The sequence below is a fragment of the Pseudoneobacillus rhizosphaerae genome, assembly GCF_917563885.1.
GTDB classification, from domain to species: Bacteria; Bacillota; Bacilli; order Bacillales; family Cytobacillaceae; genus Pseudoneobacillus; species Pseudoneobacillus rhizosphaerae.
The window spans coordinates 35,644-47,234 of sequence record NZ_CAKJTG010000024.1; the positions used below are offsets into that span (position 1 = coordinate 35,644).

Genomic DNA, 11,591 nt, shown 5'->3' on the forward strand with positions numbered 1-11,591 from the left:
CAACTCACCCATTTGCAGGAATATATTGATATTTTTCCAGGTCAATCCTACGGTTGTTTTCGATTTCAACACCTTCACATTGAAGCGAAAATATTTGTTCTTGTAAGGATTCATGATCCTGTAAGCCAATTTCCCCTTTAGAATTAATGACTCTATGCCATGGAAGGCGATGTTTTTTACTCATAGAATGAAGTATTCTCACAACTTGTCGTGCAGCTCTAGGGCTACCAGATAGTTTTGCAATTTGACCATACGTCATCACTTTGCCTTCAGGAATGTTTTTTATTACTTCAATAGCTCTTTCTGTAAAAGAATTCATGGTTTTTGTTATCCCTTTCCATCTTATCCTAGCAATTGCTCCAGTTACTTTTAGAGTAAACGAAGAAAAGGAGCATTTCAAATGGCTTTTACCCCATTAGGAATGCTCCTTTTCCAATCCCCACTGCATTTGAACTTGCTTTAATGCTAATTGATAAATTTCTTGTTCGGTTGAATCTTTATCTGCAATTACATTGGTTTGATACTTCTTCCCATTAAACATGACGGAGATTGTGTATTCGTACATTTTCCATTTCTCCTTTTCGAACTGTATTTATAAATATTACACTCTAATTAAGAGAAATGGAATATAAAAAATTCTTAATATTTCGACAACATTTTTAATTTATCTAAATTAACATTCATTCATAAGTATTGGTTGGGATTGGGTGGATCGATATGATATTGTTTATTGGCATGAATCGATTTAATTTCTTTAAACTGTAATAATAATTGTATGTCTTTTGCCGGGAGTGTCATAGATACTCCGTTTAAAGCAGATTGATACACATAGTTGATGGTGTAAGGAATTCGTTTAGAATCTAAATACCGTTTAACCTCCTCCTGAAAGCGCTCATGACTATGTTTAACTGCCCAGTTAGCATTTTCTAAAGTTAACGGAATTCCAGCCTTATTTGCAATTGCTACTGCTTCTTGTGCTGGTTTCGTTCTAAATTGAATGATGACGGTAACCATTTCATCACTATTGATGTCAATGGTTGGATCGACGTTTATTTTATTTGTCATGCTTTACTCCCCCTCCTTTTACTGCTTCATCTTTCTATTTTTATTCAGCAATATCATTAATAAATCACACAATATTAAAGTCTACTGAAGCTTTGATAGTCCCGTTAATGATAATGGATAGGGTATGGGTACCTTTATAGTGTTTTCGTGTCGTTAATTCTTTAAAGGATTGCGTTTTTGAAAAGTTTTTCGTTTCATTTGAGTTCATTTTTATCGTACTTATCATGAAAACTTTTCTTGTTCTTTGCCCCTTCGATTTTACATAATCTATGGCGTATTCTACTCGAACAGGTATCTCGGTTTTCGATGTTAGGCTAAAAGAAAAATGAATACTATCACCAATTGAAATGGAATCCTTATCTAGTTGGAAATCACTCATTTCAATAGATTGGTCGTCTTTATATCCGAATAAAAGAAGAGCTCGTTGATTTCCCTTTTTTAATAACGATCGGCATGCATGTTTGATAATCCAATCCGTATGTTCCTGGTTTCCATACCATTCGTTTGCTTTATCTAAAACTAGATCTGGATGAGTGTAGGAAATGTCATTTAGATGATTCGCAACACTTTTTCGCACATAAAGGGAATTGTCCTCCTTTAAGTTATAAAGAATTGGTAATGTTTGTTCGGGATTTGCTTTAATAGATGGGACAGACTTGCCCCATGGAAGCCGCGGCCTACTCCCTTCACTAGCTAAACGCCTAATATGTTCATCTGGATGTAAGGACCACTTGAGCATTTGATCAAGCATCCGTTCCAAATCTTTTATTAGAAAGGGGCGAACAGCAAATTCAGATGTCGAAAACGGAGTGAAAAATGCTAATGCTTTCATGGACTCGTCCCATTCTTCCAAGCCATAAAGCTCAACATAATCTGGAAAGATTATCCCCCGTAGACCTGTGAATTTGGGGGCGATTTTATATAAAATTTCAAGTGCAGGTTTATATTCTTTTGGTAATGTTGATTTTAAAGAGATGGTTATTCGACGCATTCTTTCTTTAAGAGCTAGTTGATCCCAATCCTGTTGGAAAATAAGGTGATAGCACTTTTCAGAGTCAAAGCTTTTATATTCGGTTTTAATTTCTGAAATTAAGGATTCAATAAAGGTTGAATTATATATATTTCTAAGTTCTTCAGCCATTTTTAAAAAATTCCTCCGGTCATAAACAACTAACTATGCAAATTTATTTATTCGAGTTTAAACTAACACTACTTCATTTAAATTATGTATTAAACCTTCTCAAAATCGAGGTTATGAACAAAATCTACAAAAGCACTCACTAATTTCAAATTTAAGGATTCCTCATGGTAATACATCCAAGTATCCCGTACAATTTGCTTGCCCTTTTTATCTGAAAGTTTCATTGTAAATAAATGACGTGAATCATCAGCTAGTACATAACCAGGTATAATGGCATAACCAAGTCCATTTAAAACCATCTCTTTACAGGTGTCCGATTTATCAACAGCCATGCTAACTTTAGGGGACACTGAAAAACGATCCCTCCACCAAGAATCAATCATTTCCTTTAATTTAGGGTCACTATTATAATCAATCCTAGGAAGTTTGGGTAAATCCTCCAGTTTAATTTCTTTATTGCTAGCAAGTAGTAATGGTTCTTGTAACAAGTTTTTCTTTCCATCCTGCCACTCATAATCACCCCTAAGAATGCTAACATGGACATCTTGATTTAGGAGTGATTGGTAAACTTGTTCACTCCAACCGGTAGTTACTTGAAATTCTACATTAGGATAAATATCTTTAAAAAATTTTAAGACCCTAGGCAGTTTTGTTCTAGTAATTAAATACGAGGCACCGATTCGTAACGTGCCGACCACTTTATCATCCATATTAGAAAGATTGTCGTTTATCTCCCGAAGTTTAACTAGCATTTCATCGGCACATTTAACTAGATATTCCCCTTGAGGTGTAAAATGAACACCTCTTCTTCCTCGCAAGACGATTTGAACACCAAAATTGCTTTCTATTTGCTGAAGACGTTTTGTCAGTGCTGGTTGAGATATGTATAATAATTCCGCTGTTTTAGTTATGTTTTTTTGTTCAAATAAAACCTTTAAAATAGTCCAATCACGAGAATCCATCAATCATGTCCTCCAAGCTTATTAAACTACCATTTATATCTAGTTTATAATAAATGTTCTGAAGTGAATAGGTACATGGCTATTGGATCATTTAGGTTCCTTTTATCTTTCTCAACATAAATAGGATTGGGATTTCCCCAATCCTTATTTCTATTAAATATTAACTAATTTTGATTCTTCTTTCGAGTGGGTATAAAATGCGCCCCCAACTAGAAAGAATCCACTTACTAAAAAAACAGAAAGCAATCCCGCCCCGCTTCCAATGATCCCAAATAAAATAGGTGCGGTTAATTGAGAAATTCGATTGGTAGCTAATCTTAACCCTAGAACTTCCCCTGTTTTGGACTTAGGCGAAGCATTATAAATTGTGGTCATTGATAATGGTTGACCACATCCTAACCCGGCACCCATTAGTACAGCTAAAAACATTAATAAAGGAATATTAGATGTAAACGGAATGAAAAAGAATGATACACCAGCTATAAGAATTGACGTAAATAGTAATCTTTCACGTCCCATACTCGATGATAATTTTGCTAAGAAAAATCTTACAGGTACCATCGCTAAACCTTGCAGGGCAATAATCCAGCCAATATTGGAATCAGAAATATGTAAGGAAGCTGCATATAATGGAAAATAAGCGACAAAAATATCTCTTGAATACAAGACTAACGCACTTCCAGCTAGTGCTTTTCGAAGCAGCGGTATTTTCAATAATTGTAAGGCACTTCCCGATTCTGTCGCAGGCTCTACCTTCTTTTTACTTATAATCACAGGGACCCAGAAAGCCGTAACGATGGGCACAATCCCGAAAATGGCCGAAACAAGGAAAGCAGTTTGATAAGAGGTATATTCAGCCAAATATCCACCTAGTAACGGACCAATAAATTGTGAGATTGCCACAACCATACTAAAAATTCCAAAATAGTGATCGCGATTTTCAGCAGTTGAGGCATTCCCTAACACATTTTGAAGGGAAATAATGATAAAAATATGAGATAAACCCACTATGATTTGTGACACATAGAGACTTAAAATCGATTGAAAAAGAAACGGAATCAAAAAACCTACACTGGCAAAAATCATTCCGAATAAAATAGGCAGTCGATCTCCTATTCGATCGGTTATTTTGCCAGCATGTATCGCAAATAACAATGGAAAAAAAGCATAGACCGCTGTTAAAATTCCAACCTCCAATGTCCCTACACCTAAACCAGTTGCATAGAGTGGAAGTAATGGTCTCGTTAAATTGGTCATAATTTGAAAGAAAAACACAATAATTAATACTACTCTTAGTGTCAAAAACGATCATCCCCTATTACAAAACATCTGAAATAACTATACCTAGATGTTCTGCTTCTTTCAAGAGACTGTTTCTAACTTCTTCCGTTAAAGGAATACCAAAATCAAGCCTTTCTCTAGTCCTACGTCCTTCAGGTTCCCCAGGTATTAAAATTTCGTCAAATCCTTGAGCTCTTGGTAGCGATTTTACCCGAGAAACAAAGGTATCCATTCGATTTTCAAATTCTTCCTTCGACATAAAGAGATCTGGCTTGATGGCAATGAATAAGTGGCCAACATTTTGAGGCTCAGAATGATCAAAATATAAGCTCTTCACATCACCACCATAATTTGCCCCCGTAAGGACGCCAGCTAGTAAATCCATTAACATAGCAAGTGCTGCACCTTTTGCTCCTCCAAATGGTAAGCAGACCCCTTCAAATGCTTCGGATGCATCAGTTGTAGGAGCACCATCTTTATCTAATGCTAGGCCAAGAGGTATTTCTTCCCCATGGGTAGCTGCCAATCGAATTTTCCCTCTAGCAATAACCGTCATCGCCATATCTAATACAAAAGGCGTCTCTTCTTGACCACCAGGAACGGCAGCCGCAAACGGACTTGCACCAAGAAAGGCTGTGCGACCGCCCCATACAGGAAGTGCTGGTGAAGAGTTTGTATACGCCAAAGCGATGTATCCTGCTTCCAGAGCTTGTTGTACATAAAGTGAAGCCATTCCATAGTGGGTGCTCCTCTTTACGCCTACTAAACCAATTCCACTATCAGCTGCAAGCTTAATCGCTTCATCCATTGCCCGATGCGCAGCTAAAAATCCCATACCATCATCACCATCGACCGAAGCAACCGCTGAAGTGATTTTAGTTACTGTAATATCTGGCTGTGCTTTTACTACACCTCTTCGAATACGTTCAAGGTACATAGGGATACGGGACACACCGTGTGAATCCAAGCCTCGAAGATTGGCTGCAACAAGATCCTTTGCAATCGTTTTTGCATCCTGCTCCCTCAAACCTCCAGCTAGGAATAAACGTTCAGCTACCAGGGTTAATTCTTTTTCTGATAAAATTATTTCTGACATATCTGCACCTCCAGCTCACCTTTTTCTTAATAGTAGCACGGTCCCAAAAAGGTATAAAATCCATAAAAGCTATAGCCAAGGATAAAATATTAGAATGATAGGTGTATGTTACTGCTTCATTGATTTTTGATGGTAACTATTAGCTTCTATTCGTGACAGCTTCCTCACTTTTCTTTCCCTTCTGTCATTAAGCTTCCTCAACGCAGACCCCTAAAATAGAAATAGATCACTAGACTATTTCTATTGATCTAAACTATTTGCCTATTAGTTTGATTTTTGGATACCTTTGATTTCACTTAAAATCTTTTTAATACTAATTTCCGGACTAGTCAGAACTGGTTTTGAGGATTCATCCCAGCCATGTAAAGCTCGACACATAGACATTTGTGCCAAAACTACTACATCAGATGTTTTAGAAAGTTCAATAATTTTATCACGAATTAAACGGTTATGTTTTTCTGTATCCCCGTGTTGAAGGGCAGTGAAGGCATCTGTAAGGACATGGGTCTGAATATCAATTTCTTTATTATTTTTTTCACTTATTTCTTCAAGCAGTTTAGTAGTTGTTGGTCCTGCAGCACTAACAGTGGCAATGACACCAATACGATCTGATAAATCTATTGCATGTTCCAACATAGCAATATCAGCGCTTAAAACGGGTACAGAAAACGTATCTTTCACCGCTTCTACGTAGGGTGAGAAAGATGAACAAGTTAACAGAATTCCGTCTACCCTTCTACTTTCTGCCCGTTTCATTAATGAAACTAATTGTTCTACCATACTATCCGTCACGATATTGGTTTGATTCAATTCATCAATTAACCCTTCATCCATAAAATTCAAAAGTTTCACATCAGGTGCATTCTGTTTAAAGGCTTCAAGGATAGGCTGCACTGAATTAAGTGTGGCATGAATGAGCCCGATTGTTGGCATGTCGACACCTCAATCTAAATTATTAGTTGAATAATTGTTTTAAATGTTTAACCGCTGTTTCTAGAAAATCCGGCTTACCGAAACTGCCAGATTTTAAAACAATGAGCATGGATTGATCTAATGTTAATCCCGATGGTAAGCCTGTTTCGATTTCTTCCAAAATATAGTTACCTTTAATTCCTAAACGGCGACAAACAGTTCCTGACGTATCTCCCCCCGCTACCACTAACCTCTTTAAACCGGTACGTTGGATAATCAATTGGGTAGCATCAGCTAAGGCTGATGAAATCATTTTACTTGTGGTCAACTCATCATGAAGATGCTGTTTACCCAATTTTTTTGTTTCAGCTACCATTTCCTCCCGATTATCAGCCATCATTAATACGTCATTTCCCGATGCAATGATTTCTTGGGCTAATCTTGTTATTCGTTCAATTTCAAAATCTCTGTCCTTTTGTTGAAAAACCTTCCGTGAATCCAAAATGATTGCAGCCGTTCCTATTTCGATTAAGTGTGCGGTTTGAGAACGTGTTTGTGGAGTGAGACTGCCTGACACTATTAATACACCGTTCGGATCATTTATGATTAAATCCTTAACCGGAGTTTCCACAAGCTCCATTTTCATAAATTTAGGTAATTCCTCAGCAATAGCCGAGCTACCCCCTAGAACAGGCATATCATAAATAGCCTCTGCCACTATCGCTAAATCTGATTGGTTCTCCGAGTCTAAGATACAATAGTGATAATGGTGGCGTTGTTTTTCAATTTCTTTTCGTAACTCTACTGGTCCCCTCCTTACGAATTCCATAGGGACCATTGTTACTTTACGGGAAGTTTGTTGCTGTAAAATTTCCACTAGGTTTGATTGGTGCATTGGATGAACTGGATCGTTAGCAAATTCTGATTCCTCTAAGAGCTTGCCATGTACGGTATGAATACCATTGATTGTCTTCCGACCATTTTTAGGAAAAGCTAAACTTATGACGGCAAAGTCCTCATTTAACGCATCTAACATCGCATCAAATTCTTTACCAATATTACCGCGAAAGACTGAACAGGTTTTGTTGAAAAATAACGTACATCCCATTTTCTGCAATACTTTAGTAGCTTCAAATACCTTCTGATAACTTTCTTCTGGAGAGTCTAAGCGACTGTCTGTATCAATGATCAGCACATCAGCATCTGAATCGTTTTCCATTTTCTCATCAAAAACGACAACCTTCGCTGTGTATCGATTTTTGCTGTACATTAAGCCGATATCATTTGAACCGGTTGTATCGTCTGCAACCACACCAAGCATCTTTATTCACTCCTTGAAAACAAAATCTAAACTCCAAGTCTTTCGATAATAGCTTGCGTAAATTCTGTTGTAGACGCACTGCCACCAAGGTCCCTCGTTTTTACACCATCTGAAACGGCAGTTAACAATCCATTTTCGATAATTCTAGCGATTTCGGCAACATTTGAATCATTGTGTTGAACACTAAGCCAGTCTAGGAACATGACTGTAGAAAGCATGATGCCAGTAGGGTTGGCAATGTTTTTTCCAGCAATATCAGGTGCCGAACCATGTGCCGCCTGTGCCATCGCTTGTTGATCATTGCTATTGATGGATGGTGCCAAGCCTAGGCTGCCGACTAATTCGCCTGCTAAATCTGATAATATATCGCCGAACATATTTTCTGTAACAATGACATCAAAGTCTTTGGCACGTCTAACAAGATGGGCTGCCATCGCATCGATATGATAATCATCTATTTCCACTTCCGGATATTGTTGCCCCACTTCACGACATACATTTAAGAACAACCCACTACCAAGCTTAATGACATTGGCTTTATGAACAATAGTCACTTTTTTTCGACGTTGCCCTGCCATTTTGAAGGCTGCATGAGCAATTCTCTCTATCGCTTTTCTCGTAAAAACTCCTGATGAAATCACGATATCTGGAGTCACCATCCACTCGCCAGTACCAACAAACATATTTCGGTCACTATAATAACCTTCTGTATTTTCTCGATAAATGACTAAATCTGCTTCACCTACAACACTTCGAATTCCTTCCATCGTTTTAGCGGGCCGAACGTTAGCATATAAATCAAAGGAAATTCTCAGCTCACCACTTGGGTTTCTATTAATTTTATGTTCAGCAGGATAGGCTGCGGAGTCATGGGGTCCCATTATCCATCCGTGTGTTTCTTTTAGTGCATCCTTCGTAAACTGGGGCATTGGATCATTATATTGTTCAATTCCATTCCACCCCATCGGGAGCTCTACATATTCAAAATGCGTTGTTCCTACTAATCTAGAGGCCGCACTTAGCACATCCACTGTTGCTTTTGTTATTTCAGGACCAATTCCATCTCCGTAAAGTACACCAATTTTATAGCTTGCCATTATTATTTCATCCTCTCTAAATGAATCTATTAATCTAAATTTGCAAAACTACTATGACTTTTCCTAAAAATGTTAGCTTTAATAATTGCTATTTAAGTAGAGATAAGAATGAAGCAGCACTTTTTGCTTCTTCATACCAATCCTTTTCATAAGTAACTTCCAAAGAAATATAGTTTTCATACTGAATATCTCCCAATGATTGGATCACACAACCAAAATCAAAATCTCCTTTTCCAGGTACGACACGATTTCGATCAGCAAAATGAAGATGCAATAACTTATTTTTAGCCTTTGCAAAGGTTGATGAGATGTTTCTATTCTCAAAGGACATATGATAGATATCCAACATTAAGTAGAAATTTGAAATATTCATTTCTTCTATGAAGTCAAGAGCCTCTACAGTGGAATGAATATTATTAATATTTTTTTTGTTCTGCGGCTCTAACATAATATTAATTCCACGCTTTTCAGCATATTCACAAACTTCAATAAAACCTTCTTTCATCCATTTCCATGATTGCTCTGGTTGATTGACATCAATTTCCCCTCTTAATTTCCCAATATTGATAGGGGCACCAAACCTAGAGGCAAAATCAACAATGTCCTTTACTCTCTTTACTGCTTCAGCACGACTGTCATTTTTATGATCAGTAAAGGTTAACTTGTCGTCACTTACAACGGGGCCAGTACCTACAGCTGCAACTTCCAATCCATACCGGTTCAAATTTTTCTCAAAAGCTACAATATCAATCAGCTTTGGGTCTCTTACAAATGGCTCAATAGCTACATACCCACTGTCTTTTAGCCTAGGAAAAATAGTATGAGCATCTCCTCTAGCACCTAATACAGGTGCAACGGTTTCACTTGTTCCATAAACGTAAGCTAGCTTCATCCTTCCACCTTCTTCCTAGCTACTTTGGGCGATTAATTTAGTTTCTATCTAGTCTTATAACGGGATTCTTCCAAGAAACTACTCACTACATGAGTTGGAATTCTATTAAAATGAATCCCTGCTGATTTAGCTGTAATAATCATACGGCATGCCATTTCTAAAGTTTCTAGTCTCATTAAAGCTTCATTCACGGTATCATCAAACACCGTGACCCCATGATTACGCATTATAACTATATTTGCTTTAGAAGATTGCTCTGCTACTGCCTCTCCCAATTCCTTCGAACCAGGATGAAAATAATCTACATAGGCAACATTCTCAAGATAATACATAGTTTCGATAAACAAGTTAGAGAGGATAGGTTCGTTGCTGCTAGCCATCAATGTAGTATAAAAAGGGGAGGAATGTAAGATTGCCCCGACATCGGTTCTCCTTTGATAAATGCCAGAATGCATCACCGTTTCTTTGGAGGCTTTACGAGCGCCGACATAATGACCTGTGTGAAAGTTATACTTCACAAAATCCTCCTGAGATAAATCCCCCATAAAAGTTCCAGAAGCTGTAATTAACATCTGATCAGAATCGAGCCTTACACTAATATTCCCTGAAGTCCCCCATGCAAGTTGGTTGGATAACATGTATCTTCCTACGTCTATTAATTGTTGACCTATTTCCATTTCACTTTCCTCCAAGCAAAATAGTTCTTATAAAAAATGTATTACATAATTGAACTGATATAAAATATGAATCTTGTATATAGAGCCATAGATTTAGTTTATGGCTAAACTGATGAGATTTTTTAATAGACACACAACTTTGCTATTGTGAAAACTACAAGCTAACAGAAAATTATGGTAAAGTAATAGAATAATAAAAATATTTGCTTAACCTATGCTTAAAAGAACAGGAGGAACAAAAATGGATGAACGCGACTGGAAAATATTAGATGTTCTTTTCGAGCAAAAAAACATTACAAAATCTGCTGAAATATTATTTGTTTCCCAGCCTGCCTTAACAAAGAGATTGATGCAAATCGAAGAACAATTTGGGGTCAAAATCGTGGATCGAGGAATTCGCGGTGTTCAGTTTACTTCTCAAGGCGAATATTTAGCTCATCGTGCTTCGCAAATGCTAACTTTATATAGAGAAATAAAAGAAGATGTATCAAATATGAATGATGATATTGTCGGAACCTTAAGGATTGGTGTTACCAATTTCTTCGGTAAATATATACTTCCTGAGATCATTCAACAATTTACAGAAAAATATCCTAAAGTGTCCTTTCAGGTAGAGACTGGGGTAAGTAAAGAAATTTTCAACTTAACATACAGTAACCATTTACATATTGGGTTAGTACGTGGAGATTATAGTTGGCCAGACCAAAAGCTCTTACTTTTCAATGAAAATGTAGTCATAGCAAGCAAGTCAAAAATTACTTTAGAGCAGCTTCCTGACCTTCCAAGGGTTGACTTTGGAACGGATCACTTATTTAAGTCATTAGTAGATAACTGGTGGAACAATAATTATCCTAAACCTCCCCAGGTTATTATGAAAGTAGATCGTGGTGATACGTGTAAAGAGATGGTTACCAGAGGTATTGGGTATTCGATTATGCCACATTTGTTTTTCCAAGATAAACCGGACATTTATCAAATTCCATTAAAAGATAAAGACGGCACTCCCATACTTCGCCCTACATGGATGTTCTACCATGAAAGTTCCATGGAACAAAACGTTGTAAAAGCATTCGTCGAATTCATCAAAGAAATTTCGATATAATAATAAGTTATAATAACTCATGCTGAATTCGTATTTTTCACAATG

13 protein-coding genes are annotated in these 11,591 nt (G+C 37.0%); 1 reads left to right on the forward strand and 12 read right to left on the reverse strand.

Features of this window, described 5'->3' with window-relative positions; translation table 11 throughout:
• Nucleotides 1-4 precede the first annotated feature (4 nt).
• From LRP83_RS17855 to LRP83_RS17910, 12 genes are all read right to left on the reverse strand, one after another.
• Nucleotides 5-319, reverse strand: a complete 315-nt coding sequence (locus LRP83_RS17855) for an MGMT family protein (protein ID WP_230498063.1) — start codon at nt 317-319, stop codon at nt 5-7.
• Nucleotides 320-415: 96 nt separating this feature from the next.
• A complete protein-coding gene (locus LRP83_RS17860; RefSeq protein WP_230498064.1) occupies nt 416-565 on the reverse strand; it encodes a BA3454 family stress response protein in 150 nt (49 codons plus the stop codon).
• Nucleotides 566-684: 119 nt separating this feature from the next.
• The gene (locus LRP83_RS17865) at nt 685-1,065 is read right to left on the reverse strand and encodes a protease inhibitor I9 family protein (protein WP_230498065.1); all 381 of its coding nucleotides are present in this window, start codon (nt 1,063-1,065) and stop codon (nt 685-687) included.
• 64 nt (nt 1,066-1,129) lie between these two features.
• Complete coding sequence (locus LRP83_RS17870; protein WP_230498066.1) at nt 1,130-2,206, reverse strand: DNA alkylation repair protein; 1,077 nt, start codon at nt 2,204-2,206, stop codon at nt 1,130-1,132.
• Between the two features lie 89 nt (nt 2,207-2,295).
• Nucleotides 2,296-3,168 (reverse strand): LysR family transcriptional regulator, encoded by an 873-nt coding sequence (locus LRP83_RS17875; RefSeq protein WP_230498067.1) that lies wholly within the window; start codon nt 3,166-3,168, stop codon nt 2,296-2,298.
• A gap of 153 nt (nt 3,169-3,321) precedes the next feature.
• Nucleotides 3,322-4,470, reverse strand: coding sequence for an MFS transporter (locus LRP83_RS17880; RefSeq protein ID WP_230498068.1), 1,149 nt, complete (start codon nt 4,468-4,470; stop codon nt 3,322-3,324).
• A 16-nt stretch (nt 4,471-4,486) separates the two neighbouring features.
• On the reverse strand, nt 4,487-5,545 hold the full coding sequence (locus LRP83_RS17885; protein ID WP_230498069.1) for an Ldh family oxidoreductase: 1,059 nt from the start codon (nt 5,543-5,545) through the stop codon (nt 4,487-4,489).
• Nucleotides 5,546-5,809: 264 nt separating this feature from the next.
• Nucleotides 5,810-6,478, reverse strand: a complete 669-nt coding sequence (locus LRP83_RS17890; protein WP_230498070.1) for an aspartate/glutamate racemase family protein — start codon at nt 6,476-6,478, stop codon at nt 5,810-5,812.
• 22 nt (nt 6,479-6,500) lie between these two features.
• Nucleotides 6,501-7,778 (reverse strand): four-carbon acid sugar kinase family protein, encoded by a 1,278-nt coding sequence (locus LRP83_RS17895; RefSeq protein WP_230498071.1) that lies wholly within the window; start codon nt 7,776-7,778, stop codon nt 6,501-6,503.
• Between the two features lie 26 nt (nt 7,779-7,804).
• Complete coding sequence (locus LRP83_RS17900) at nt 7,805-8,875, reverse strand: isocitrate/isopropylmalate dehydrogenase family protein (RefSeq protein WP_230498072.1); 1,071 nt, start codon at nt 8,873-8,875, stop codon at nt 7,805-7,807.
• Between the two features lie 88 nt (nt 8,876-8,963).
• Nucleotides 8,964-9,767: a sugar phosphate isomerase/epimerase family protein gene (locus tag LRP83_RS17905; protein WP_230498073.1), complete on the reverse strand. Its 804-nt coding sequence runs from the start codon at nt 9,765-9,767 to the stop codon at nt 8,964-8,966.
• 44 nt (nt 9,768-9,811) lie between these two features.
• Nucleotides 9,812-10,444, reverse strand: a complete 633-nt coding sequence (locus LRP83_RS17910) for a class II aldolase/adducin family protein (RefSeq protein ID WP_230498074.1) — start codon at nt 10,442-10,444, stop codon at nt 9,812-9,814.
• 241 nt (nt 10,445-10,685) lie between these two features.
• Here LRP83_RS17910 and LRP83_RS17915 point away from each other — a divergent pair, with 241 nt between their 5' ends.
• The gene (locus LRP83_RS17915) at nt 10,686-11,546 is read left to right on the forward strand and encodes a LysR family transcriptional regulator (protein WP_230498075.1); all 861 of its coding nucleotides are present in this window, start codon (nt 10,686-10,688) and stop codon (nt 11,544-11,546) included.
• Nucleotides 11,547-11,591: the final 45 nt, after the last annotated feature.

Coding starts and splice junctions, on each gene's coding strand:
- LRP83_RS17855 (WP_230498063.1), bottom strand. CDS start 319: ATGAATTCTTTTACAGAAAGAGCTATTGAAGTAATAAAAAACATTCCT.
- LRP83_RS17860 (WP_230498064.1), bottom strand. CDS start 565: ATGTACGAATACACAATCTCCGTCATGTTTAATGGGAAGAAGTATCAA.
- LRP83_RS17865 (WP_230498065.1), bottom strand. CDS start 1,065: ATGACAAATAAAATAAACGTCGATCCAACCATTGACATCAATAGTGAT.
- LRP83_RS17870 (WP_230498066.1), bottom strand. CDS start 2,206: ATGGCTGAAGAACTTAGAAATATATATAATTCAACCTTTATTGAATCC.
- LRP83_RS17875 (WP_230498067.1), bottom strand. CDS start 3,168: ATGGATTCTCGTGATTGGACTATTTTAAAGGTTTTATTTGAACAAAAA.
- LRP83_RS17885 (WP_230498069.1), bottom strand. CDS start 5,545: ATGTCAGAAATAATTTTATCAGAAAAAGAATTAACCCTGGTAGCTGAA.
- LRP83_RS17890 (WP_230498070.1), bottom strand. CDS start 6,478: ATGCCAACAATCGGGCTCATTCATGCCACACTTAATTCAGTGCAGCCT.
- LRP83_RS17895 (WP_230498071.1), bottom strand. CDS start 7,778: ATGCTTGGTGTGGTTGCAGACGATACAACCGGTTCAAATGATATCGGC.
- LRP83_RS17900 (WP_230498072.1), bottom strand. CDS start 8,875: ATGGCAAGCTATAAAATTGGTGTACTTTACGGAGATGGAATTGGTCCT.
- LRP83_RS17905 (WP_230498073.1), bottom strand. CDS start 9,767: ATGAAGCTAGCTTACGTTTATGGAACAAGTGAAACCGTTGCACCTGTA.
- LRP83_RS17910 (WP_230498074.1), bottom strand. CDS start 10,444: ATGGAAATAGGTCAACAATTAATAGACGTAGGAAGATACATGTTATCC.
- LRP83_RS17915 (WP_230498075.1), top strand. CDS start 10,686: ATGGATGAACGCGACTGGAAAATATTAGATGTTCTTTTCGAGCAAAAA.